Annotated in this window: 24 protein-coding genes; 19 read left to right on the top strand and 5 right to left on the bottom strand. The window is 67.6% G+C overall.

Annotation, left to right across the window (positions count from 1 at the left end; translation table 11 throughout):
• Positions 1–23: 23 nt before the first annotated feature.
• The gene (locus ACRSCF_RS19555) at positions 24–1577 is read left to right on the top strand and encodes a malonate--CoA ligase (protein WP_034363058.1); all 1554 of its coding nucleotides are present in this window, start codon (positions 24–26) and stop codon (positions 1575–1577) included.
• 108 nt (positions 1578–1685) lie between these two features.
• On the opposite strand, the gene ACRSCF_RS19550 is transcribed toward ACRSCF_RS19555, so the two are convergent.
• On the bottom strand, positions 1686–2129 hold the full coding sequence (locus ACRSCF_RS19550; RefSeq protein WP_016445196.1) for a universal stress protein: 444 nt from the start codon (positions 2127–2129) through the stop codon (positions 1686–1688).
• Positions 2130–2245: 116 nt separating this feature from the next.
• Between ACRSCF_RS19550 and ACRSCF_RS19545 the strand changes: the two genes are divergently transcribed.
• The 9 genes from ACRSCF_RS19545 (at position 2246) to ACRSCF_RS19505 (ending at position 10440) form a co-directional block, all read left to right on the top strand.
• Positions 2246–4681, top strand: coding sequence for a heavy metal translocating P-type ATPase (locus ACRSCF_RS19545; RefSeq protein ID WP_047327124.1), 2436 nt, complete (start codon positions 2246–2248; stop codon positions 4679–4681).
• A 2-nt stretch (positions 4682–4683) separates the two neighbouring features.
• Positions 4684–4821, top strand: coding sequence for a cbb3-type cytochrome oxidase assembly protein CcoS (gene ccoS, locus ACRSCF_RS19540; RefSeq protein WP_013803228.1), 138 nt, complete (start codon positions 4684–4686; stop codon positions 4819–4821).
• A gap of 63 nt (positions 4822–4884) precedes the next feature.
• Entirely contained in the window at positions 4885–6321 is a 1437-nt protein-coding gene (ccoN, locus tag ACRSCF_RS19535; protein WP_016445198.1) for a cytochrome-c oxidase, cbb3-type subunit I, read from the top strand.
• Positions 6322–6340: 19 nt separating this feature from the next.
• A complete protein-coding gene (gene ccoO / locus ACRSCF_RS19530) occupies positions 6341–6973 on the top strand; it encodes a cytochrome-c oxidase, cbb3-type subunit II (RefSeq protein WP_016445199.1) in 633 nt (210 codons plus the stop codon).
• Between the two features lie 11 nt (positions 6974–6984).
• Positions 6985–7122: a cbb3-type cytochrome oxidase subunit 3 gene (locus ACRSCF_RS19525; RefSeq protein ID WP_016445200.1), complete on the top strand. Its 138-nt coding sequence runs from the start codon at positions 6985–6987 to the stop codon at positions 7120–7122.
• 27 nt (positions 7123–7149) lie between these two features.
• Positions 7150–8067, top strand: a complete 918-nt coding sequence (gene ccoP, locus ACRSCF_RS19520) for a cytochrome-c oxidase, cbb3-type subunit III (RefSeq protein WP_016445201.1) — start codon at positions 7150–7152, stop codon at positions 8065–8067.
• Between the two features lie 77 nt (positions 8068–8144).
• Complete coding sequence (gene ccoG, locus ACRSCF_RS19515; protein ID WP_016445202.1) at positions 8145–9599, top strand: cytochrome c oxidase accessory protein CcoG; 1455 nt, start codon at positions 8145–8147, stop codon at positions 9597–9599.
• Positions 9600–9656: 57 nt separating this feature from the next.
• The gene (locus tag ACRSCF_RS19510; protein WP_016445203.1) at positions 9657–9971 is read left to right on the top strand and encodes a FixH family protein; all 315 of its coding nucleotides are present in this window, start codon (positions 9657–9659) and stop codon (positions 9969–9971) included.
• Positions 9972–10152: 181 nt separating this feature from the next.
• The gene (locus ACRSCF_RS19505; protein WP_016445204.1) at positions 10153–10440 is read left to right on the top strand and encodes a hypothetical protein; all 288 of its coding nucleotides are present in this window, start codon (positions 10153–10155) and stop codon (positions 10438–10440) included.
• 81 nt (positions 10441–10521) lie between these two features.
• Here ACRSCF_RS19505 and fnr read toward each other — a convergent pair whose 3' ends face one another.
• The gene (gene fnr / locus ACRSCF_RS19500) at positions 10522–11241 is read right to left on the bottom strand and encodes a fumarate/nitrate reduction transcriptional regulator Fnr (RefSeq protein ID WP_016445205.1); all 720 of its coding nucleotides are present in this window, start codon (positions 11239–11241) and stop codon (positions 10522–10524) included.
• 161 nt (positions 11242–11402) lie between these two features.
• Here fnr and hemN point away from each other — a divergent pair, with 161 nt between their 5' ends.
• From hemN to ACRSCF_RS19480, 4 genes are all read left to right on the top strand, one after another.
• The gene (hemN, locus tag ACRSCF_RS19495; protein WP_244386376.1) at positions 11403–12785 is read left to right on the top strand and encodes an oxygen-independent coproporphyrinogen III oxidase; all 1383 of its coding nucleotides are present in this window, start codon (positions 11403–11405) and stop codon (positions 12783–12785) included.
• A gap of 5 nt (positions 12786–12790) precedes the next feature.
• Entirely contained in the window at positions 12791–13516 is a 726-nt protein-coding gene (locus ACRSCF_RS19490; RefSeq protein ID WP_016445207.1) for a sulfite exporter TauE/SafE family protein, read from the top strand.
• 173 nt (positions 13517–13689) lie between these two features.
• Entirely contained in the window at positions 13690–14934 is a 1245-nt protein-coding gene (locus ACRSCF_RS19485) for an HD-GYP domain-containing protein (protein WP_016445208.1), read from the top strand.
• Positions 14931–17417: a bifunctional diguanylate cyclase/phosphodiesterase gene (locus tag ACRSCF_RS19480; RefSeq protein WP_034363067.1), complete on the top strand. Its 2487-nt coding sequence runs from the start codon at positions 14931–14933 to the stop codon at positions 17415–17417. The genes ACRSCF_RS19485 and ACRSCF_RS19480 overlap by 4 nt, the downstream gene beginning before the upstream one ends.
• Here the strand turns inward: ACRSCF_RS19480 and ACRSCF_RS19475 are convergent.
• The 3 genes from ACRSCF_RS19475 to ACRSCF_RS19465 all read right to left on the bottom strand — a co-directional run bounded on the left by ACRSCF_RS19475 (position 17381) and on the right by ACRSCF_RS19465 (position 19234).
• Complete coding sequence (locus tag ACRSCF_RS19475; RefSeq protein WP_047471170.1) at positions 17381–18199, bottom strand: sulfite exporter TauE/SafE family protein; 819 nt, start codon at positions 18197–18199, stop codon at positions 17381–17383. The two genes, ACRSCF_RS19480 and ACRSCF_RS19475, sit on opposite strands and share 37 nt — an antisense overlap.
• Before the next feature lie 391 nt (positions 18200–18590).
• A complete protein-coding gene (locus tag ACRSCF_RS19470; RefSeq protein ID WP_016445211.1) occupies positions 18591–18992 on the bottom strand; it encodes a cell division protein ZapA in 402 nt (133 codons plus the stop codon).
• Positions 18993–19024: 32 nt separating this feature from the next.
• A complete protein-coding gene (locus ACRSCF_RS19465; RefSeq protein WP_012204637.1) occupies positions 19025–19234 on the bottom strand; it encodes a hypothetical protein in 210 nt (69 codons plus the stop codon).
• Between the two features lie 255 nt (positions 19235–19489).
• Between ACRSCF_RS19465 and ACRSCF_RS19460 the strand changes: the two genes are divergently transcribed.
• The 5 genes from ACRSCF_RS19460 to ACRSCF_RS19440 are packed head-to-tail and all read left to right on the top strand — an operon-like array spanning position 19490 to position 24180.
• On the top strand, positions 19490–20887 hold the full coding sequence (locus ACRSCF_RS19460) for a cobyrinate a,c-diamide synthase (RefSeq protein WP_126311829.1): 1398 nt from the start codon (positions 19490–19492) through the stop codon (positions 20885–20887).
• Positions 20887–21480 carry a bifunctional adenosylcobinamide kinase/adenosylcobinamide-phosphate guanylyltransferase gene (locus ACRSCF_RS19455; RefSeq protein ID WP_017407402.1) on the top strand — a complete coding sequence of 198 codons (594 nt, stop codon included), beginning with the start codon at positions 20887–20889 and terminating at the stop codon, positions 21478–21480. The genes ACRSCF_RS19460 and ACRSCF_RS19455 overlap by 1 nt, the downstream gene beginning before the upstream one ends.
• Positions 21477–22355 carry an ABC transporter substrate-binding protein gene (locus ACRSCF_RS19450; protein WP_034363071.1) on the top strand — a complete coding sequence of 293 codons (879 nt, stop codon included), beginning with the start codon at positions 21477–21479 and terminating at the stop codon, positions 22353–22355. The genes ACRSCF_RS19455 and ACRSCF_RS19450 overlap by 4 nt, the downstream gene beginning before the upstream one ends.
• A 41-nt stretch (positions 22356–22396) precedes the next feature.
• Positions 22397–23380 (top strand): FecCD family ABC transporter permease, encoded by a 984-nt coding sequence (locus tag ACRSCF_RS19445; RefSeq protein WP_016445215.1) that lies wholly within the window; start codon positions 22397–22399, stop codon positions 23378–23380.
• Complete coding sequence (locus ACRSCF_RS19440; RefSeq protein ID WP_016445216.1) at positions 23377–24180, top strand: ABC transporter ATP-binding protein; 804 nt, start codon at positions 23377–23379, stop codon at positions 24178–24180. The genes ACRSCF_RS19445 and ACRSCF_RS19440 overlap by 4 nt, the downstream gene beginning before the upstream one ends.
• Positions 24181–24183 lie beyond the last annotated feature (3 nt).

Raw genomic sequence — 24183 nt, 5'->3', positions numbered from 1 at the left:
ATTCTTCCTTCTTCTTCACAGCCATGACCAACCGCAATCTGTTCGCTGCCTTGCGCGCCGCCTTTCCCCAGGATCTGCAAAAGTGGGCCGTAGAGGCCATAGGCGCTGACGGCGCCAGCCTGTTCTACAGCTGGGCCGACCTGGACCGTGGCAGCGCGCGCATGGCCAACCTGCTGCAGTCGCTGCAGCTGCCGCCCGCCAGCCGCATCGCCGTGCAGGTGGACAAATCGGTGGAAGCGCTGATGCTCTACCTGGCCACGCTGCGCAGCGGCCATGTCTTTCTGCCGCTGAACACCGCCTACCAGGCCGCCGAGATCGAGTACTTCGTGGGCAATGCCGAGCCCGCCGTCGTGGTCTGCACGCCGGCCAATTTCGGCTGGGTGTCCAAGATCGCCTTCACCTCGGGCGTGGCCCATGTCTACACCCTGGGCGACGACCGCAGCGGCACGCTGCTGGAGCGCGCCGCCCACCATGGCGACGAGCATGAGGTGGTGGAGCGCGGCGAGGACGATCTGGCCGCCATCCTCTACACCAGCGGCACCACGGGCCGCAGCAAGGGGGCGATGCTCACGCACGGCAACATGCTGTCCAACGCCGAGACCCTCAAGGACTACTGGGGCTGGCAGGACGGCGACGTGCTCATCCACGCGCTGCCCATCTTCCATGTGCATGGCCTGTTCGTGGCCATCCATGGCGCGCTGCTCAACGGCAGTCCCATGATCTGGCTGGCCAGGTTCGAACCCGGCACGGTGATCTCGCGCATGCGTGACGCCACCGTCTTCATGGGCGTGCCCACGCTCTACGTGCGCATGCTGGCCGATGCGCGGCTCACGCGCGAGGCGGCGGCCCACATGCGGCTGTTCATCTCGGGCTCGGCACCCATGCTGGTGGAGACGCACCGCGACTGGCAGGAGCGCACCGGCCACGTCATCCTGGAGCGCTACGGCATGAGCGAGACCATCATGCTGACCTCCAACCCCTACCGTGCCGATGGCCGCAACGGTGGCCAGTCCGAGCGCCGCGCCGGCACCGTGGGCTTTGCGCTGCCCGGTGTGGGCGTGCGCATCGTGGACGACGCAGGCCAGCCCGTGGCCGTGGGCGAGATCGGCAACATCCAGGTGCGCGGCCCCAATGTGTTCAAGGGCTACTGGCGCATGCCCGAGAAGACGGCCGAGGAGTTCACGGCCGATGGCTGGTTCCGCACGGGCGACGTGGGCAAGCTCGACGAGCGGGGCTATGTCAGCATCGTGGGCCGCAGCAAGGACCTGATCATCTCGGGCGGCTACAACGTCTATCCGGCCGAGATCGAAGGCTTCATCAACGAGCTGCCCGGCGTGGCCGAAAGCGCCCTGGTCGGCGTGCCGCACCCCGACTTCGGCGAGGTGGGCGTGGTGGTGGTGGTGCCGCGTCCTGGCGCTTCGCTCGAGCCCCAGGCGGTGGTCGATGCGCTCAAGGGCCAGCTGGCCAATTTCAAGATTCCCAAGCGCTGCTTCGTGGTGCAGGAGCTGCCGCGCAACACCATGGGCAAGGTGCAGAAGAATCTCCTGCGCGACCAGCACAAGCAGTTGTTCGCCTGAGTGGTCGCCAAGGCGCGGGTCGCGCCCTGGCCTGATTGAAAAAGCAAAAGGCATCGGCGCCGCCGATGCCTTTTTTTGTGCAGCGAAAGCCGAAGCTGCCGCTACCCTTCAGCGCAGTACCAGCACGGGAATGTGGGTGTGCGTGAGCACGTGCTGCGTCTCGCTGCCCAGCAGCAGGCGCTGCAGGCCCTTGCGGCCGTGCGAGGCCATGACGATGAGGTCGCAGTCGCGGCGCTTGGCCACGTCGATCACGCTTTCGGCCACCAGGTCGGACTTGACGATCTCCGTGGTCACGTGGACCTTGAGCGCCTGGCCCTTGGCGTGGATGGCATCCAGCACGGTCTGCGCGTTGGCCGTCCACTGGCCTTCGATGCGTTCGATCTGCTTGAGATCCACGGTTTCGCCGCCTTCGAAATAGCTGCGCGGATAGTGCTGGACCACCTTGACGACGATCACGCTGGCGCCGCACAAGGCGGCAAGGCCCAGGCCGCTGTCCACGGCCTTGTCGGAAAGCTCGGAACCGTCGGTGGCGATCAGGATGCGGTTGTACATGCGTGCTCCTTTCGTGTGTGCTGATGGGTGGGACGAAGTCAGCATAGACCCAACCATGAGTTAACGGTTGATTAATGTCAATACGCTTATCATGCCCCCCGATTACGCTAAGAACCATGCCCCACACCATTGCAGCCCCATCCAGCGAGGCGGCGGTGGCGGCGCCTGATTCAGGTCTCTCGCCCTCGCAGCAGGCCACGGCCCGGCTGCTTGATGATCCGCAGGAGTGGAGTTCGTTCGGACGGCCCGCAGGCCCCGCAACTCCCGCCGACCCTTCCAAAGAACCCACCGATTTCCCTGCCTGGGATTCGCACGTCGTTCTGGAGGGCATGCACTGTGCCGCATGCGCGCTGACCATCGAGGATGCGCTGCGGGCCGTGCCCGGGGTGGAGAAGGCCGAAGTCAGCGCAGCCACGCGCCGCGCGCGAGTCACCTGGCGCCACGAGCAGGTGCTTCCATCCCAGTGGATGGAGGCCGTGCGGCGCGCCGGCTACCAGGCGCTTCCTGCGCGCGATGCCTTTGCGCGCGAGCGCCGCCAGGCCGAAAGCCGCCGTGCGCTGTGGCGCTGGCTGGTGGCCGGCTTTTGCATGATGCAGGTGATGATGTATGCGTGGCCCGCCTACGTGGCCCGCCCCGGCGACCTGTCGCAGGAGATGGAGACGCTGCTGCGCTGGGCCTCCTGGGTCATCTCGCTGCCCGTGGTGCTGTTTTGCTGCGGACCCTTTTTCTCCAGCGCGCTGCGCGACATACGCCAGCGCCGCGTGAGCATGGATCTGCCCGTGGCGCTGGGCATGCTGATCACCTTCGTGATCAGCTCGCTGGGCACCTTCGATCCTTCGGGGCCCTTCGGCGAGGAAGTCTTCTACGACTCGCTGACCATGTTCGTCTTCTTCCTGCTGTCCGGCCGCTGGCTGGAGCTGCGGCTGCGCGACCGCACGGCCGGCGCGCTGGAAGCCGTGATGAATCGCCTGCCCGATGCCGTGCTGCGCGAGAACGCGGCCGGCCATTTCGAGCGCGTGGCCACGCGCCGCCTGCGTGCCGGCGACCTGGTGCGCGTGCTCAGCGGCGAGGCCTTCCCGGCCGACGGCACCATCGTGCGCGGCCGCACCCATGCCGACGAGGCCCTGCTCACGGGCGAGTCCACGCCCGTGCTGCGTGCCGAGGGCGACAGCGTCACGGCCGGCAGCTACAACCTGGACGCCGTGGTCGATGTGCGCGTGGACGGCGTGGGGGCCGACACGCGCTTTGCCCAGATCGTGGGTCTCATGGAAAGCGCCTCGCTGCAAAAGCCGCGCCTGGCCCAGCTGGCCGACAAGGTGGCGCGGCCCTTCCTGGTCGTGGTGCTGCTGGCCGCGCTGGGCGCTGCCATCTGGTGGTGGCCCACCGATCCCGGCAAGGCCATGATGGTGGCCGTGGCCGTGCTCATCGTCACCTGCCCCTGCGCGCTGTCGCTGGCCACGCCCGTGGCCATGCTCACGGCCGCCGGCACGCTGGCGCGCAGCGGCGTGCTGGTGCGCAACCTGCAGGGCCTGGAAGCGCTGGCCGCCGTGGACACCCTGGTGTTCGACAAGACCGGCACGCTCACACGCGACGGCCTGGCGCTGTCCTCGTTCGAGCCTGCGCGCGGCGAGGATGCCGACGAGGTGCTGGCGCTGGCGGCGCTGCTGGCGCGCCAGTCCATGCACCCGGCCTCGCGCGCCATCGCGCAGGCCGGCGCCCATGCCGCGACGCACTGGAAGCTGGACACCATGCAGGAAGTGGCAGGCCTGGGCCTGGACGCCTGGGTGCAGGGCCCGGGCGGACGCCGCCATCTGCGCCTGGGATCGGCCCTGCATGCGGGCGTGGCGGGCGAGCAGCCCGTGCAGGGCGTGTTGCTGGCCGAGCAGACCGAACAGGGCTGGCATACGCTGGCGCGCTTTGTACTCAGCGAGGACGTGCGGCCCGAAGCCGCCGCCGTCGTGCAGGCGCTCGGGAAGCAGGGCATCGCCGTGATGCTGCTGTCCGGCGACCGCGAGGACGCCGCACGCGCCATGGCGGCGCGCGTGGGCATCACCCAGGCCCACGGCGGCTGCAGCCCGCAGGACAAGCTGGAGCGGCTGCAGCAGGCGCAGGCAGCCGGCCACCATGTGGCCATGGTGGGCGACGGCCTCAACGACGGCCCAGTTTTAGCTGGAGCGCATGTCTCTTTTGCTTTTGGTAGAGCAGTGCCGCTGGCACAATCGCGCGCAGATTTCGTTGTTCTGGGCGACAGCCTGGAACTGGTGCTCCAGGCATGTCTGTTGTCGCGCCGCACACTGCAGGTGGTGCGCCAGAACATGGCCTGGGCTGCCGCTTACAACGCGGTGTCGATTCCACTGGCCCTGGCGGGCTTCATGCCTGCCTGGGTGGCCGGCCTGGGAATGGCACTGAGTTCGCTGCTGGTGGTGCTCAACGCCGCGCGCCTTGCGCGCAGCCTTCCACTGGCCTTGACGAATCACACGGGCACGCCTGCTGCGCCCGCAGCGTCCGTCACCATGCCGACGGGCTCCACCGCAACGGTGGGGAGGTTCTGACTATGGACATTCTCTATTTACTGATCCCGCTGTCGGTGGTGCTTGTGCTCGCCATCCTCGCGGCCCTGTGGTGGGCCGTCTATCGCGGGCAATTCGAGAGCGTGGAACAAGAGGGCGAACGCATTCTTCGGGACGATTGACGTGGGTCAACACGCCCGACAGCGAAGAAAGTAACACTTTGATAGCAATCTAAGGGGTGCACGATGGATAGTTCAAATAACAACGCTGTCTATTACGACGATACCGTCGTAAGGCAGTTCTCTATCATGGCCGTCGTCTGGGGAGTGGTGGGCATGGCTGTCGGGGTGTTGATCGCCTCGCAGCTGGCCTGGCCGGAACTCAACTTCGGCATTCCATGGCTGAGCTACGGACGCCTGCGTCCGCTGCACACGAACGCCGTGATCTTTGCCTTTGGCGGATCGGCGCTGTTCGCAACCAGCTACTACGTGGTGCAGCGCACCTGCCAGACGCGGCTGTTCATGCCCAAGCTGGCCAGCCTGACCTTCTGGGGCTGGCAGATCGTCATTCTCGCCGCCGCGATCAGCCTGCCGCTGGGCTACACACAGGGCAAGGAGTACGCCGAGCTGGAGTGGCCGATCGACCTGCTGATCGCCGTGACCTGGGTCTCGTATGCCATCGTGTTCTTCGGAACCATCGGCATCCGCAAGGTCCGTCACATCTATGTGGCCAACTGGTTCTTCGGCGCCTTCATCATCGCCGTGGCGCTGCTGCACATCGTCAACAGCGCGGCCATTCCGGCCGGCTGGATGAAGAGCTACTCGGCCTACGCCGGCGTGCAGGATGCCATGGTGCAGTGGTGGTACGGCCATAACGCCGTGGGCTTCTTCCTGACCGCAGGCTTCCTGGGCATGATGTATTACTTCATTCCCAAGCAGGCTGGCCGTCCGGTCTACAGCTACCGCCTGTCCATCGTCCACTTCTGGGCGCTGATCTTCACCTACATGTGGGCGGGTCCTCACCACCTGCACTACACCGCGCTGCCCGACTGGACGCAGTCCGTGGGCATGGTGTTCTCGCTGATCCTGCTGGCTCCCAGCTGGGGCGGCATGATCAACGGCGTGATGACGCTGTCGGGCGCATGGCACAAGCTGCGCGACGACCCCATCCTGCGCTTCCTGATCGTGTCGCTGTCGTTCTACGGCATGTCCACGTTCGAAGGTCCGATGATGTCCATCAAGACCGTCAACGCGCTGTCGCACTACACGGACTGGACCGTGGGCCACGTTCACTCGGGCGCCCTGGGCTGGGTGGGCCTGATCACCATGGGCTCGCTGTACTACCTGATCCCGCGCCTGTTCGGCAAGACCAAGATGCACTCGGTGGGCGCCATCGAGCTGCACTTCTGGATGGCCACCATCGGCATCGTGCTGTACATCGCCGCGATGTGGATCGCCGGTGTGATGCAGGGCCTGATGTGGCGCGCCGTCAATCCCGATGGCACGCTGACCTACACCTTCGTCGAAAGCGTCAAGGCCAGCTATCCGTTCTACGTGATCCGCGTGGCCGGTGGCCTGCTGTACCTGGGCGGCATGCTGGTCATGCTGTGGAACACCTGGAAGACCGCGATCTCCGGCCGTTCCGTGAAGGTGGCCGTGCCTGCCGTCGTGGCCCACGCCTGAGCGTCTAGGAGCATTACTCATGTCCGATCACAACCATAGCGCTCCCAAGAGCTTTTCCCACGAGAAGGTGGAAACCAACAATTTCCTGCTGATCGTGCTGACCCTGCTGGTGGTCGCCGTCGGCGGCCTGGTGGAAATCGTTCCGCTGTTCTTCCAGAAGTCGACCACGGAAGCGGTGGCGGGCCTCAAGCCCTACACGCCGCTGCAGCTGATGGGCCGCGACGTCTATCTGCGCGAGGGCTGCTACAACTGCCACTCGCAGATGATCCGCCCCTTCCGCGCCGAGACCATGCGCTACGGCCACTACTCGGTGGCGGGCGAGTTCGTCTACGACCACCCCTTCCAATGGGGTTCCAAGCGCACGGGTCCCGACCTGCACCGCGTGGGCGGCAAGTACAGCGACGAATGGCACCGCATCCACCTGAACAACCCGCGCGACGTGGTGCCCGAGTCCAACATGCCTGCCTACTCCTGGCTGGAGAAGAACAAGGTGGATGACACCGTGGTCGCCCAGCACATGAGCGCGCTGCGCAAGGTGGGCGTGCCCTACAGCGACGAGGAAATCAGCGGCGCCGCCGAGCAGGTCAAGGGCAAGACGGAAATGGACGCCGTCATCGCCTACCTGCAGGTGCTGGGCCGTTCGGTCAAGTAAAGGAGAGCGACATGGACATCACCACCATGCGCATCGTGGCCACGCTGGCCTCTCTGGCCTGCTTCATCGGTATCTGGTGGTGGGCGTTCGCCCGCCGCAACCAGGCCCGTTTCGAAGAGGCCGCCCAGCTGCCGTTCGAGCAAGACTGAGTCCCTCCACCAGAACGAGAACTTCCCATGAGCGATTTCGTAAACAACTTCTGGTCGATCTATGTCACGGCGATCACGCTGGGCGGCATCATCGGCTGCCTGCTGCTGCTGTATCTCACCGCACGCAAGAAGGTGGTCCCCTCGGCCGACAACACCACGGGCCACGTCTGGGACGAGGACCTGCGCGAGCTGAACAACCCCATGCCCAAGTGGTGGATGTGGCTGTTCATCATCACCTCGGTGTTCGGCTTCGCCTACCTGGCGGCCTATCCGGGCCTGGGCTCGTTCGCGGGCAAGCTGGGCTGGACGCAGCTGGGCGCCTATGAAAACGAGATGGCCAAGGCCCGCGCGGACCTGGAGCCGCTGTACGCCAAGTTCACGAGCATGAGCACCGAAGACATGGCCAAGGACCCCCAGGCCATGGCCATCGGCGAGCGCCTGTTCATGAACAACTGCGCGCAGTGCCACGGCTCGGATGCACGCGGCGGCAAGAGCTTCCCCAACCTGACCGATGGCGACTGGCTGCATGGCGGCACGCCCGACAAGATCAGGGAAACCATCACGGCGGGCCGCATCGGCATCATGCCGCCCATGGCCGCTGCCGTCGGCACGCCCGACGATGTGCGCAACCTCTCGCACTATGTGCTGAGCCTGTCGGGCAGCCCGCACGACTCGCTCAAGGCTTCGCTGGGCAAGTCCAAGTTCACGGCCTGCGCCGCCTGCCATGGCATGGACGGCAAGGGCAACCAGGCCCTGGGCGCGCCCAACCTGACCGATGACATCTGGCTGCACGGCTGGGGCGAGGCCGCCATCACGGCCATGATCAACAACGGCAAGCACAACGAGATGCCTGCCCAGAAGGACAAGCTGACCGAGGCGCAGATCGCGGTGCTTGCCTCCTATGTCTGGGGCATGTCGCACAAAGACGGCGCAGTCCGTCAATAAGGACAGGGGGCGGCGCTGCGGCGCCGCCTTTTTGCCTTTTGAGTTTTCAGATATTCCAAAAAACCAAGGAACCCACCATGAAGCCCGAGAACGGGGATGATGCCGGGAAGCCTCCCCGCAAAGTCATTCCGATCACGCCTGCCGACCCGGACCCGGGCCAGCTGGTGTCGATGTTCGAGTCCGAGAAGAAGGTCTACCCGCGCTCCATCAGCGGTGTCTTCGCACGCTGGCGATGGGCTCTGGTGTTTCTCACCCAACTGGTTTTCTATGGCCTGCCCTGGCTGGAATGGGGGCAGCGCCAGATGGTGCTGTTCGACCTGGGGGCGCGGCGCTTTTACCTGTTCGGGCTGGTGCTGTACCCGCAGGATTTCATCTACCTGGCGGGCCTGCTGATCATTTCGGCGCTGGCGCTGTTCCTGTTCACGGCCGTGGCCGGTCGCCTGTGGTGCGGCTTTTCCTGCCCGCAGACGGTCTACACCGAAATCTTCATGTGGGTGGAGCGCAAGGTCGAGGGCGACCGCAGCGCGCGCATGCGCCTGGACAAGAACGGCTGGACCTTTGAAAAGCTCTGGAAGAAGTCGCTCAAGCAGTTGCTGTGGATTGCCATTGCCCTGTGGACCGGCTTCACCTTCGTGGGCTACTTCGTGCCCATCCGCGAGCTGGGCGGCGAGCTGCTGGCGCTGCAGGGCAGCTGGCAGGTCTTCTGGGTGCTGTTCTACGGCTTCGCCACCTATGGCAACGCCGGCTACATGCGCGAGCAGGTCTGCAAGTACATGTGCCCCTATGCGCGCTTTCAGAGCGCCATGTTCGACCGCGACACCATGATCGTCAGCTACGACACGGGCCGGGGCGAGCCGCGCGCGCCGCGCACCAAGAAGGTGGACTACAAGGCCCAGGGCTTGGGCGACTGTATCGACTGCAAGATGTGCGTGCAGGTCTGCCCCGTGGGCATCGACATCCGCAACGGCCTGCAGTACGAATGCATAGGCTGCGGTCTGTGCATAGACGCCTGCAATTCCATCATGGACAAGATGGAGTATCCGCGCGGCCTCATCCGGCTGACCACGCAGAACGCCATGGCCGGCCTGTGGCGGCGGGCCCAGGTGCTGCGCCGCATCTTCCGTCCGCGCGTGCTGGTCTACTCGGCCGTGCTGATCGGCCTGAGCATGGCCATGATCGTGAGCCTGGCGCTGCGCCAGTCGGTCAAGGTCGACGTGATACGCGACCGGGCGTCGCTGTCGCGCATCGTCGCGGGCGGCAAGCTGGAAAATGTCTACCGCCTGCAGATCATGAATGCCACCGAGCAGGCCCAGCGCTACCGCATCAGCGCCCATGGCCTCGACGGGCTGGAGCTGGCGTCCGAGCAGGAGGTCGAGGTCGGCCCGGCCGAGACGCGCGGCATTGCGGCGCGGCTGCAGATTCCCTACGGTTCCGCCGAGCCGGGCTCGCACACCGTATTCTTCGATATCGATGCCGTGCATTCAGGCGCGGGACGCGCGTCCGAAAAGGCCGTCTTCCTGGTGCCCCGGTGATATGTCTGGCCGGCACCGCCCAGGCTGCGCCGGCTGTTTGAAAGAAAGAGGTTATCCATGTCTTCCAGTCCCGCAGTCTCCGCGCCCGCCACGGCCCCTTCGCATCCGGACGCCGGCAAGCCCTGGTGGAAGTTCGCCCATGTCTGGCTCGTGGTGGCCGGCCCGGCCGCCGTCGTGGTGGCTGGCGTGGTCACGGCCGTCATTGCGATCAATGGCGCCGATCCCGTGATTGATCCTGACTATTACCGCAATGGCATCACCATCAACGAGCGTGCCGATGGCGTGCGCGAAGTGCCCAAGAGCCTGGCGCCCGCGGTCACCGGCCGCAACCACGCGGCCACGCCCGCGCAGGACCATCCCACGGACCGCTGAAGGCAGGAAAATGCCGTGCACAAGGCCGCAGTCGCGGCCTTTTTGCATGGTGGATGGCATCTCCAGCATGCGCGAGGGCCAAGGGTTTCCTACAGGCAGTGCAGGGTGCGCAGGGCTTGGCACGGTGCGCGGGCGGCGCGCACAATGAAAGCCACCCCTCGACAGCTCAAGGAGATCGCTGATGTTGGCCCAACGCTGGATGTGGATTGCCTGGCCGGCCTTTCTGGCCGCCGCCGTGATGGAGATGCTGGTATTCGCCTTCGTGGACCCGCTGGAGCTGCACTGGCTCGGCGACCTGGGCTGGTCGCGGCAGGGAATCTACACGCTGGCTTTCTTCGCCTTCTGGGGCGTGACCATGCTGTCCAGCCTCATGACCACCATGCTGGGACGCTCCACGCACGATCTCAACGACGGCGTGGTCTCCGAGCCGGACCCAAATCTGGCCATGCAGGGCCTGGGGCGCGATTGAACCTGCGTGCACTGCAATGGCAATGAACAAGGCCCGCGACAGCGGGCCTTGTTCATTGCCGAGGGGCGGGGCCTTGCGGCCTCACTGGCACTGCTGGCTGTTGACGATGCGCTTGAGCGCGTCCGTGTCCAGGATGCGCAGATGGCGCTGGCGCACCTCGATGATGTTTTCCTCGGCAAACTTCGAGAAGGTGCGGCTCACCGTCTCCAGCTTCAGGCCAAGGTAGCTGCCGATTTCCTCGCGCGTCATGCGCAGCACCAGTTCCGACTTGGAAAAGCCCCGGGCGTGCAGGCGCTGCACCAGGTTGAGCACGAAGGCGGCCAGGCGCTCCTCGGCACGCATGCTGCCCAGCAGCAGCATCACGCCATGCTCGCGCACGATCTCGCGGCTCATGACCTTGTGCACATGGTTTTGCAGGGCCGTGACCTCGCGCGACAGGTCCTCCAGCTTGTCGAAGGGCATGACGCAGACCTCGGCGTCTTCCAGCGCGACCGCATCGCAGGTGTGGTGGTCGTTGACGATGCCATCCAGGCCGATGATCTCGCCGGCCATCTGAAAGCCCGTGACCTGGTCGCGCCCGTCCTCGGTGGCCACGCAGGTCTTGAAGAAGCCCGTGCGGATGGCATACAGCGAGGTGAAGGACTCACCGTTGCGAAACAGCAGGCCGCCGCGCTTGACCTTGCGGCGCGTGGCCACGATGTCGTCGATGCGCTGCATCTGCTCGGCATCCAGGCCCATGGGCATGCACAGCTCGCGCAGGTTGCAATTGGAACAGGATGCTTTGATGGTCTGAAGGTTCATGGAGTAAACATCAGCGGCGCAGCAGTGCGCCGGCGGTGACCTCGTGGATGGCGATGAGTTGGATCAAATTGTCGCAGCACTGCCGCGAACAACTCTTGATATGAGTCAAGGACGCGGCCAATGGGCTGCGGCACAGTGGACGACATTAGAGGAAAAAACCCATGACCGCTGTCACCCCAGAGCTGCTGCGTCGCTTCGACGTACCGGGGCCCCGATACACCTCGTTCCCCACGGCCGATCGTTTCGTGGAGGCTTTCGGTGCTGAAGACTATATCCTGGCACTTGAGCACCGCAAATCGAGTACCGCAGCGCGGGCCATGCCTTTGTCGCTGTATGTGCATGTGCCGTTCTGCGAGTCGCTGTGCTACTACTGCGCCTGCAACAAGATCGTGACGCGCCACCACGATCGCGCGGCCGTCTACCTGGACTACCTGGCGCGCGAGATGGCCTTGCACACGGCCCATTGCGGCAAGGGCCAGGCCGTCAGCCAGCTGCACCTGGGCGGCGGCACGCCCACCTTCTTCTCGGACGATGAACTGCGCACGCTGATTGCCCTGCTGCGCGAGCATTTCAAGCTGGAGCCGGGCGGCGAATACTCCATCGAGGTCGATCCGCGCACCGTCAGCGTCGAACGCCTGGCCGTGCTCAAGGAACTGGGCTTCAACCGCCTGAGCTTCGGCGTGCAGGACTTCGACGAACAGGTGCAGATCGCCGTGCACCGCGTGCAGCCGGCCGAGCAGGTGTTCGCGCTGGTGGCAGCGGCACGGCAGCTGGGCTTTGCCTCCATCAACGTGGACCTGATCTACGGCCTGCCCAAGCAGACGCCCGAGTCCTTCGAGCGCACGCTGGCCCAGGTCAATGCGCTGCGGCCCGACCGCATCGCGCTCTATGCCTATGCCCACCTGCCCGAGCGCTTCAAGCCGCAGCGGCGCATCGCGGCCGAGGACCTGCCCCAGGGCGCCGACAAGCTGGCCATGCTCTCGCGCTCCATCGCGGCCTTCATGGACGGCGGCTATGTCTACGTCGGCATGGACCACTTCGCCTTGCCCGAGGACGCGCTGGCCGTGGCCAAGCGCCAGGGCCGGCTGCATCGCAACTTCCAGGGCTACAGCACCCAGCCCGACTGCGACCTGATTGCGCTGGGCGTGTCGGCCATCGGCAAGGTGGGGGCCAGCTACAGCCAGAACGCCAAGACGCTGGAGGAGTACTACGACGCCATCGACGCCGGCCACCTGCCCGTGGTGCGCGGCCTGGCACTGTCGCGCGATGATCTGGTGCGGCGCGCCGTCATCATGGCCATCATGTGCCAGGGCGCCGTGCTGTTCGAGCCCATGGAGCAGGCCTGGCTGCTGGGCTTTCGCGAGTACTTCGCCCCCGAGCTGGCGGCGCTTCAGGACCTGCAGGCCAAGGGGCTGGTGCAGATCAGCGACGAGGGATTCCAGGTCACGCCCATGGGCTGGTACTTCGTGCGTGGCGTGGCCATGCTGTTTGACCGATATCTGCAGGCCGACAAGAACCGGGCGCGGTTTTCGAGGATCATCTAGGCCCCATGCTGTTGTCGCTGCTCTGGACCGCTTTGATCATGGGGCTCGTCGGCGGGCCCCATTGCCTTGCCATGTGCGCCGCGCCCTGCGGCGTGGTCACGGGCGGGGCGGGGCAGGGCACGGTACAGGGTGGTGGGCAGGTGGTCGCCGTCCATGGACTGCAAAGCCGGCTGTGGCTGCGCACGGCGCTGTTCCATAGCGGGCGGCTGGCCGGCTATGCCAGCCTGGGCGCTGCCTCGGCGCTGGCCATGGAAAGCCTGTCCTGGCTCACCAGCCAGACCACGGCGCTGCAGCCGTTCTGGACGCTGACCCATGTCGCCGTGATGGCCTGGGGCCTGGCCATGATGGTGCAGGCCCGCCAGCCCGCCTGGCTGGAGTCTGCGGGCCGCGCCGCCTGGCGGCGCGTGCAGCCCTGGGTGTCCGCCCCTGGCGGCACGCTGGCGGCGGGCTATGCCTGGGCGCTCATGCCCTGCGGACTGCTGTATTCGGCCGTGCTGGTCGCCGCGCTCAGCGGTGGCCCCTTGCAGGGCGCATCGGCCATGGCGGCCTTTGGCGTGGGCAGCGGGCTGTGGCTGGTGGCCGGCCCCTGGCTGTGGCGGCTGGGCCGCCAGCGCCTGAACGGCCTGCGTGCCGAATGGGGCACGCGGCTGGCCGGCCTGATGCTGGTGGGCGTGGCCGTATGGGCGCTGTGGATGGACCTGATCTACAAGCCCAGTCTCTGGTGCCGATGAACAACAGCGGGGGACAGACTTGGTCCTGAGGGTCGCGGATTGCCTGCAAGGCCCTCAGAACTGGAGATAATGCCCGAATCATCGGCTTACATTTGCCGATTCCTTCAGCCTCGGGGCCGTTGCCGCGCGTGAACCATTCCGTCCTCATCGATATCCGAGACCTCCGTCCGGGCATGTTTGTCCAGCTCGATGTTGGATGGCTGAACCATCCCTTTCCGGTCAGCAGCTTCAAGATCACCTCCAGCGCACAGATCCAGACCCTGAAATCCCTGGGCCTGGAGGCGGTGCGCTGCGTTCCGCACAAAAGCGACGCCTGGCCGGCCGAGGTGCGCACTCCGCCGCCGCAGCCGCTGCCCGCTGTGGCGGCCGCTGCAGCCGAACCCGCCGAGGAACCTGCACCGGCAGCGCCGCTGCTGCTGTCCGTGCCCAACTGGCGCGGCCGGCTGGAGGACTGCAATGCGCGCTTTCAGAAGGTGGAGCGTGGCTATGTGGCCATCGAAACCACCCTTGCCAGCGCGCCCGAGCAGGCGCGCATGCCCACCGAAGCCCTGGTCGACGGCTGCCTGGCCGAACTGGCCGGCCCGCAGGACGTGGCGATTCACCTCCTGTCCGATGGCGTGGGCAGCAACCAGAGCGTGCATGCCGTCAACGTGACCGTGCTCGGCCTGCTGCTGGGCCGGGCCCTGGGCCTGGAGGCTGCGCTGCTGCGCGACCTGGGCCTGGCGGCGCTGCTGCACGATGCCGGCAAGCCGGTGGCCGGCGCCGAAGGCATGCACGGCCTGGCCCTGGAGTCTTCCGTGCCCGACGCGCTGCGCGACCGCTACGAGCGCCATGTGGGTGAATCGGTGGCCATCGCCATGCGCATGGGCCTGTCGGCCCAGGTCACCACCGCCATCGCACAGCACCATGAATGGGCCGACGGCACGGGATTCCCGCTGAGCCTGGTGGCCGAGGACATGGAGCTCACGGGCCAGATCCTGGCCCTGGTCAACACCTATGACCGCCTGTGCAATCCCGGCGATGCGCAGACGCCGCACACGCCGCACGAGGCGCTGTCCATGCTGTTCAGCCGGCTGCGCGACAAGTTCGCCGCGCCCGTGCTCAATGGCTTCATCCGCATGATGGGCGTGTTCCCGCCGGGCTCGGTGGTGGAGCTGACCGATGGGCGCCATGCCATGGTCATGTCCGTCAATGCATCACGGCCGCTCAAGCCTTCGGTGATGGTCCATGACGCCAGCGTGCCGGCCGCCCAGGCGCCCGTGCTGGCGCTGGAGCTGTTTCCCGCGCTGGGCATACGCCGGGGCGTGGCTCCTGCGCAGTTGCCGCGCGACGCGCTGGACTATCTGTCGCCGCGCCGGCGTGTCTGCTATTACTTTGAACGGGCGGTGGAATTGGATCCGCCGAAGGTGGCGTCTTGAACAAGCAAGCGCTCAACCGCGCCTGGCCCCGCCTGCTCGATGCACTGCAGGAGGCGCTGTGGCTGATCGATGCCCGCAGCCTGAAGGTGCTGCGCGCCAACGCCGCCAGCGAATCCGTCACCGGCTATGAGACCGATGCCGCCGTGGGACTGCCCGTGCAGGTGCTGGCCGCCACGCCGCAGCAGCAGGCGTTCTGGAGCGACCCTTTCAACTGGCAGGCCGGCGCCCAGTTCATTTCCGAGGTGCGCCGTGCCGACGGCCAGCTGGCGCCCGTGGAGATGCGCGTGCGCGCGCTCGACGGCGAGGTGCTCCTGGTCAGCATGCTGGACCGGCGCGAGCAGGCGCTGCACGAGGCCGAATTCGAAAGTCTGCTGGGCGAGTTGCGCGCCACGCTGGAGTCGGCCGCCGACGCCATCCTGGTGTGCGATCCCGATGGCCGCATCCGCGCCTTCAACCACCGATTCGCCACGCTCTGGGGCATTCCCGAGGCGTTGCTGGTGCGCCGCAACGACGCGGCCATCCTCGATCACCTGGCCGGCCAGGTGCGCGATGCCGAGTCCTACGCGCAGCAGTTGAAGCTGCTGTCGGCCCAGCCCCTGATGGAAGCGTCCGACGTACTGGACCTGCGCGACGGCCGCATCCTGGAGCGCCGCGCCGTGCCCCAGCTGCGCCGGGGCCTGCCCATGGGGCGCATTTTCTCCTTCCGCGACATCACGGCCGAGGCCCAGACCCAGGCGGGCCTGGAGCTGGCTGCGCGGGTCTTCGAGTCCAGCCTGGACGGCATCTTCATCGCCGATGGCCACATGGACGTGGCACGCACCAACCCGGCCTGCGAACGCTTGCTGGGCGGCATGCCCGTGCAGGGCCGCACGGTGGAATCGCTGTTCGAAGCCACCGAAGACCCATCCGACACGCTGGGCGACCTGGCCCGCATACAGTGGCATCAAGGCGGCTTCTGGGAGGGCGACCTGTGGTTGCGCCAGGCCGGCGGTGCGCGCTGCGCCGTGCGCCTGTCCTGGGTGCCGCTGCGCAATGCGCAGGGCGACGTGGTGCAGAGCATCGGCTTCATGCGCGACCTCACCCAGCAGCGCGTGGCACAGCAGCGCATCGAACAGCTGGCCTACAGCGACGCGCTCACCGGCCTGCCCAACCGGCTCAATCTCACGGAGCGCGTGGATGCGGCCATTGAGGCCGCACGCGCAGGCGGCACGGTGTTCAGCATCCTGTTCATCGACCTGGACCGCTTCAAGATCATCAACGACTCGCTGGGCCACCAGTTCGGCGACCGAGTGCTCAAGCTGGTCGCACAGCGCCTGAGCGACTGCATGCGGCCGGTAGACATCCTGTGCCGCCTGGGCGGCGACGAGTTCGTGCTCTACCTGCACGGCTGCAACGCCGAGCTGGCTGCAGCGGTGGCCAAGCGCATCCTGCAGGAGATGGAGCGGCCCTTCCTGCTCGACGGCCTGGGTTTTTCCGTGCAGTGCAGCATCGGCGTGGCCCAGTACCCGGCCGACGGCCTCACGCTGGACGAGCTGATCCGCCAGGCCGACACGGCCATGTACCGCGTCAAGGAGCGGGGCCGGGGCCATTTCAGCTTCTACCAGCCGCAAATGAGCGCGGGCCTGCTGTCGCGCATGAAGCTGGAGCATGCCATGCGCCAGGCGCTGGAGCATGGCCGCATGGCCGTGTACTTCCAGCCCCAGGTGCACATCGACAGCGACCGCATCGTCGCGGCCGAGGCGCTGCTGCGCTGGACCGACCCCGAATTCGGCGTGGTCTCGCCCGGTGTCTTCATCCCGCTGGCCGAGGAGTCGGGCTACATCGTCACGCTGGGCGCCTGGGTCATGGAGCAGGCGGTGCAGGAGGCTGCGCGCTGGCAGAAGCAGGGCATGCCGATCAAGGTGTCGGTCAACGTCTCGGCGCTGGAATTTCGCCAGTCGGGCTTTGTCGAGCGCGTGACCGAGCTGCTGCGCCGCTATGGCCTGGAACCCCATCTGCTGGAGCTGGAGCTGACCGAAAGCATCCTGCTGCAGGATGCACAGGACATGGCGCTGCGCGTATGCCAGATCGCCGATCTGGGCGTGGGCATGGTCATCGACGACTTCGGCACCGGCTACTCCAACCTGGCCTATCTGAAGAAGCTGCCCATCTCCAAGATCAAGATCGACCAGAGCTTCGTGCGCGGCCTGCCCAGCGACGAGGGCGACCAGGCCATCGTTGGCGCCATCATCAGCCTGGGTCTGGCGCTGGGCGTGGAGATCGTGGCCGAGGGCGTGGAAACGCACGAGCAGCTGACGGCCATCCACCGCATGCAGGGCCACTATTTCCAGGGCTTTCTGTGCGCGCCGGGCCTGCCGCGCGAGCAATTCGGCGAATGCCTGCAGGCCCAGCGCGCCGGCATTGGCGCCATCGCCTACCGGCAGAGAATGGCCCAGGTGGCAAGCGCTCAGCTGCCCGCGCTCAAGCCCTTCCAGAGCATGTAGGCCGCCAGGCCGAACAGCAGCGTGGCGAAGATCCGCTTGAGCTGGGCCACGGGCAGCCGGTGCGCGGCCCGCGCGCCCAGCGGCGCGGTCAGCACGCTGCAGCAGGCCAGTGTCAGCAGGGCCGGCAGCCACAGGTAGCCCAGCGAATATTCGGGGCGTCCCGCATCACCGGCGCCTGTGAAGATCAGGCCTGCCGCATTCACCACGGCAATCGGAAAGCCCAGCGCCGCGCTGGTGCCCACGGCCATGTGCATGGGCACCGAGCAGCGCATCATGAAGGGCACGCTGATGAAGGCCCCGCCCGCACCCACCAGCCCCGAGATGAAGCCCAGGCCCGTGCCGGCACCGTACAGTCCCAGCGGCCCCGGCAGGGCGCGCGTGGCCGTGGGCTGGCTGTTGCTGCGCAGCATGCGCAGCGCCATGTAGCCGATGAACACGCCAAAGAACAGCGCCAGGTATTTGCCACGCAGCAGTGCGAAGACTCCCAGGCTGGCCAGCAGCCCGCCCGTGATGATGCCCGGCGCCAGGCTGCGCACGATGTCCCAGCGCACGGCGCCGCGACCGTGGTGGGCGCGCAGGCTGGAGATCGAGGTGAACACGATGGTGGCCATGGCCGTGGCGATCGCCATCTTCACGGACAGGTCCGGGCCGACGCCACGCTTGTCGAGAAAGTAGGTCAGAAACGGCACAAGCACCATGCCGCCGCCCACTCCCAGCAGGCCGGCCAGGAAACCGGAGCACAGGCCCAGCAGGGCCAGTTCGAGAAACAGCAGATCAGGCATGCGGCGGCAGATCGGTAGTGGAGGGGCGGGCAACAAAAAACCCGGCGCACCGTGGAGGTGCGCCGGGTTGGAATCAGGTGTCTGCAAAGACCACCGGGCCGTCATCCTGAACCGGGGTTCAGGGGGGCAAGGGCAGCCAGACGTTGGGTTCATCTGACGCGAGACGATCACGCTCGAATGGCAATGTACCAAGCCCTGGCTCATAGAGCATTGGTCCAAGGAACTATAAAGCCCGGCGGGTTTGCAGACGCCTCCATTCTAAGGCCGTTGATCAGGCCCGCGATCAAGTTCTTTGAACGGCATGGGCTTTTCATTGACATGGGCGATGCAATGAAAACAGCCTCCGAAGAGGCTGTCGTGCGGGGCAAGGAAAGGCAGCGGCGGCCCAGGCTCAGATCAGCCGCGCATCGCCCTCCAGGGCCTGGTCCAGGCGCAGCACCAGTTGCTCGGCAAGGGCCTGCTGGCGCGCACGCTCGGCCAGTTCCTCGGGGCTGGGCTCGGGCGGCTGGGATGGGGCGTTGTGCTGGGAAGCGGCCTCGTCATGCAGGGACTGCATCTCGGCCTGGGCCGTGGCCATGGCGCTTTCCTGGGCTTCGCGGTCCAGCACGTCGAAGGCCATGTTCAGCGCGGACAGCACGGCCACGCGCTCGCGGGAGCGGACCTTGCCGCTGTCGCGGATGCGGGTCATGGCCGTGTCCACACGGCGCACGGCTTCGAGCAGACGCTCTTCCTGGCCATCGGGGCAGGTCAGCACATAGCTTTGCTGCAGGATTTGCACTTCGATCTGCTTCATGGGCGTTCGGGGCGTCGGCGGTTGCGAAGGGGTCAGGCCCCCTGGTTGGAGGGCAGGCGCTCGATCAGGGCATCGACGCGGGCCCGGGCGGCGTTGAGCCGCGAGCGCAGCGAATCACGCTCCTGGGTCAGGGCCGCCACCTGCTCGGCGAGCAGCGCATTGGTGCGTTGCAGTTCCTCGTGGCGAACCAGCAGGCGCTCCACGCGCTCTGCAATGTGGTCGAGGGAAGTCTGGGAGGTCATAGACGCTGAGATTGTAGGACGTGCGAACGAAGTGAGCACATTCCGTGGAAGTATCCGAGGAAACCTGGTAACAGGCAGGCGTACACGGCTTGACGTCAGCGCCTTGCTCGGGTATTGGAGAGCGAGCGCCAGACTGTCTCACAAAATCGTAGCGCCATCTGTAGGACTCGTCTGCTTCGGCGGGATGTATTGCGTAAGCATTGGTTGCAGCCGCGGTGCGGGCGCGCACTACAATGCGCCGCGCGGAGCGAACACATGAACATTGACCTTGGCCAGGGCGGGGCACGCTGCCCGGCGCTGCTGATCACTTCCACGGCTTCGGGCCAGGGCAAGACCACGCTGACGGCTGCGCTGGCGCGGCTGCATGCGCGCCAGGGCCGGCGCGTGCGCGTGTTCAAGTGCGGCCCCGACTTCCTGGATCCGCACTGGCATGAACTGGCCAGCGGCGCGCCCGTGCACAGCGTAGACCTGTGGATGACGGGCGAGTCCGACATGCGTGCACGCCTGCACGCAGCCGCCTGCGAGGCCGATCTCATCCTGGTGGAAGGCGTCATGGGGCTGTTCGACGGCACGCCCTGCGCGGCCGATGTGGCCGAGCGGCTGGGCCTGGCGGTACTGGCCGTCATCGACGCCTCGGGCATGGCCGGCACCTTTGGCGCGCTGGCCCATGGCCTGCAGCACTATCGGCCGGGCCTGCGCTGGGCCGGCCTGCTGGCCAACCGCGTGGGCAGCGCCCACCATGCCGATCTGCTGCGTGCCGGCCTGCGCGATCCCTCGCTGTGGCTGGGCGCGCTGGCGCGCGTGCAGGGCAAGGGCGCCGCCTCGCTGCTGCCCGAAAGACACCTGGGCCTGGTCGCCGCACATGAACTGGACGATGCGCTGGTGCGCCTGGACGTGGCCGCCGATGCGCTGCAGGCTACGCCGCTGGGCCAGTTGCCCTGGCAGGCCGGGCCGGGGCAGGGCGCCAGCTGGCAGGACTGGTCCGTGGATTTTGAGCTGCCTGCCGAACGCACCGAGCAGGTGCAGCCCTGGCTGGCGGGCCGCACCGTGGCCGTGGCGCGCGACGCGGCCTTCAGCTTCATCTATGCGGCCAACCTCGACTGCCTGCGTGCCATGGGCGCGCGGCTGGCGTTTTTCTCGCCGCTGGCCGGCGAGCGCCTGCCGGATTGCGATGCGCTGTGGCTGCCCGGGGGCTATCCCGAGCTGCACCTGGATGCTCTGGCCGCCAATGCCGCGCTGCGCGGGGACATCGCCGGCCACGTGGCTGGCGGCCGTCCGGTCTGGGCCGAGTGCGGCGGTATGCTGGCGCTGTGCGAGCGACTGACCGACACCGCGGGCCGGACCACGGACCTCTGGGGCCTGTTGCCCGGCCATGCCTGCATGCAGCCGCGCCTGGCCGGACTGGGCATGCTGCAGCTGCCCACGCCCTGGGGCCTGCTGCGCGGCCACACCTTTCACTACAGCCGGCTGGAGACTTCCATGACCGAGGCCGGGCGCAGCAGCCGTCCGGGACAGGACGCCCATCCCGACCGGGGCGAGGCGCTGTACCGCCACGGCAGCGTGCATGCCAGCTATTTCCATGCCTGGTTTGCCTCGCAGCCGCGTGCCGTGGCCGCGCTGCTGGGCGCCGACATTCCCCCGGGGACCGCGTGATGACCGAGCCCATCTCCACCGTTTCGCTTCCCCGCAGCCAGCTCATTGTGGGTGGCCAGAAAAGCGGCAAGTCGCGCCGCGCCGAATTGCTGGCTCGCGCCTGGCTCGATGGCGCACCGGACCGCGAGGCCGCGCTGATCGCCACCGGCCAGCCCTGGGACGACGAAATGCGCGAGCGCATCGCCCGCCACCGGCGCGACCGCGCCGAGCGCGTGCCCGGCATGGCCACGCTTGAGGAGCCGCTGGACCTGGCCGCCATGCTTGCGCGGCACAGCACGCCGCAGCGCCTGCTGGTGGTGGACTGCCTGACGCTGTGGCTGACCAACTGGATGATGCCGGCCCAGCCTTCCGAGGAACTGGCGCGTGGATGGTCGGGCCAATGCGCGGCCTTTCTTGACGCCTTGGAGGGCGCGCCCGGCCCGGTGATCCTGGTCGGCAACGAGATCGGCCTGGGCGTGATCCCGCTGGGATCGCAGGTGAGGGCCTTCGTCGATGCGCTGGGCGTGCTCAACCAGCGCGCGGCGCAAAGCTGCGAAACCGTCACGCTGATGTGCGCCGGCCTGCCGTTGGCGCTCAAGGGTCCGCAGCCGTGAGGCCATGGCGTCCCGCCCTGTGGGGCCTGGCGTTGGCACTGGCGCTGTCTGCGGCGCAGGCTGCCATCCGGGTCACGGACGGGCGGGGCGTTCCGGTGGAGCTGCCACAGCCGCCGCAGCGCATCGTCAGCCTGCTGCCCTCGCTGACCGAAAGCGTGTGCGCGCTGGGCGGTTGCCAGCGCCTGGTCGGCGTGGACCGCTATTCGAACTGGCCGGCCCATGTGAAGACCCTGCCCGTGATGGGCGGCGGAATCGATCCCAACATCGAGGCCATCGTCGCGCTCAAGCCCGATCTGGTGCTGGTGTCCATGGCCTCGCGCTCGGTGGCGCGGCTGCAGGCATTGGGCCTCAAGGTCGTGGCGCTGGAGCCGCGCACCCATGCCGATGCGCAGGCCGTGCTGCGCACCGTGGGCCAGTTGCTGGACCTGCCGCCCGGGCAGGGTGTCGACCGGGTCTGGGCCGCCATCGAGGCGCGCATGCAGGAGGTGGAGCGCAGCATGGCCCCCGCGCTGCGCGGGCAGACCGTGTATTTCGAGGTCAACCGTGGCCCCTTTGCCGCAGGCGAGTCCTCGTTCATCGGCGAGACCCTGGCGCGCCTGGGCATGCGCAACATCGTGGGCGCGCAGCTGGGGCCGTTCCCGCGCATCAACCCTGAATTCGTGGTGCGCGCCGACCCGGACTTCATCCTGGGCGGCGACCGCAGCCTGGGCACTTCGGGCGAGCCCTATCCGGGCTGGGGCCGCATGCGCGCCATGCAGGCCGGGCGCGTCTGCCGCTTTGAACCGGCCGAGCTGGACGTGCTGGTGCGCGCCGGACCACGCATGGCCGAGGGCGCCGCGCTGATGGCGCGCTGCCTGAACGGGGCCGCACGGTGAGGCAGGCCCGCAGGCACCACAGCGGCCTGGCGGCGCCTTGGATGGCGCTGGCCCTGCTGGCCGTGAGTGCCCTGCTCATGCTGCTGGGTGCGGGCGTGGGCAGCACGGGCTGGGAAAGCGTGTGGGCGGCGCGCAGCGATCCGCTGTCCTGGCAGATCGTCACCGAGATCCGGCTGCCGCGCACGGCGGGCGCCTGGCTGGCCGGCGGCCTGCTGGGGCTGGCCGGGGCCATTGCCCAGGGCGTGTTCCGCAATCCGCTGGCCGATCCCTATCTGCTGGGCAGCGCCTCGGGCGCCTCGCTGGGCGTTGCATTGAGCATGGCGGCGCTGGGCGCCTCGCCCTTTGCACTGGCGGGCCTGGCGCGCCTGGGTGTCACGGGCGCGGCCTTTGCGGGCGCGGCCCTGGCCGTGCTGCTGACCCTGGTGCTGGCCCAGGGCGTGCACAACACCATGCGCCTGCTGCTGGCCGGTGTGGTGGTGGGGGTGGTGCTGGGCGCGGCCGCATCGCTGGTGCTGCTGATGAACCCGGACATCATGCAGGCCATGCAGGCCTTCATGCTGGGCAGCACCTCCTTCATCGGCTGGGGCGCCTGCGCGCTGATGCTGGCCGTGCTGCTGGCCACCGCCCTGGGCGCCTGGTGCCTGGGCCGCGTGCTCGACGGCCTGTCCCTGGGCGAGGCCACGGCCCACAGCCTGGGCCTGCCGCTGGCGCCGCTGCGCATGGTGCTCATCTTGCTGCTGGCGCTGGCCACGGGCACGGCCGTGGCGCAGACCGGGCTCATCGCCTTCGTCGGCCTGGCCGCGCCGCATCTGGTGCGCTCCATGGTGCGGTCCATGCACCGCTGGCTGCTGGTGCTCAGCGCCGGCATGGGCGCCGTGCTGCTGCTGGCCGCCGACCTGCTGGCGCGCTGGCTCATCGCCCCGCAGGAGCTGCCCGTGGGCGCGCTCACGGCCTTGCTGGGCGGCAGCTACCTGCTGTGGCTCGTGCACCGCCGCCACGCCCTGCGCGGCGGGGAGGGCGCATGACGGCACTGGCCCCCGCCTTGCAAGCGCGCGCCCTGAAGGTTCGCCTGGGCGATCGACAGGTCCTGGGCGGCCTGAGCCTGGCCCTGCCCGCCGGCCGCTGGACCGCCATCGTCGGCCCCAATGGCGCAGGCAAATCCACGCTGCTGCGCGCCCTTGCAGGCATGGAATCCGGCCCTGGCGTGCAAGGCGAGGTGGAGCTCCTGGGCCGCCCGCTGCGGCAATGGAGTGCGCGCGAACGGGCCTGCTCGCTGGCCTGGCTGGGCCAGAACCAGCCCGTGGCCGGCGACATGCGGGTCCAGGACGTGGTCATGCTGGGCCGCCTGCCGCACCAGGGCTGGCTGGCGGCGCCCAGCCAGGCAGACCATGCCGCCGTGGAGCAGGCGCTGCGCCAGACCCAGGGCTGGGACTGGCGCATGCGCAGCGTGGGCAGTCTCTCGGGCGGGGAGCGCCAGCGCGTGCTGCTGGCGCGCGCCCTGGCCGTGCAGGCCCGCGTGCTGCTGATGGACGAACCCCTGGCCAACCTCGACCCGCCGCACCAGGCCGACTGGCTCGAATGCGTGCAGGCCCTGGTCGCCCAGGGCCGCACCGTGGTCAGCGTGCTGCATGAGATATCGATGGCCTTGCAGGCCCAGGACCTGGTCATTCTCGACAAGGGGCAAGTGGTGCACCAGGGGGCCTGCGCCGACGCGGCCACGCATGCGGCGCTGGAGGCCGTGTTCGAGCACCGGCTGCGCATCCGCGCCATCGACGGGCAGTGGCTGGCCCTGCCACGGCTGCGGGGGCAAGCCGCAGCTCCCTGATTG

The sequence above is a fragment of the Delftia sp. 11MD genome (genome assembly GCF_050907895.1).
Taxonomy (GTDB): domain Bacteria; phylum Pseudomonadota; class Gammaproteobacteria; order Burkholderiales; family Burkholderiaceae_C; genus Comamonas; species Comamonas tsuruhatensis.
This window is presented reverse-complemented; position numbering and strand designations above follow the sequence as displayed.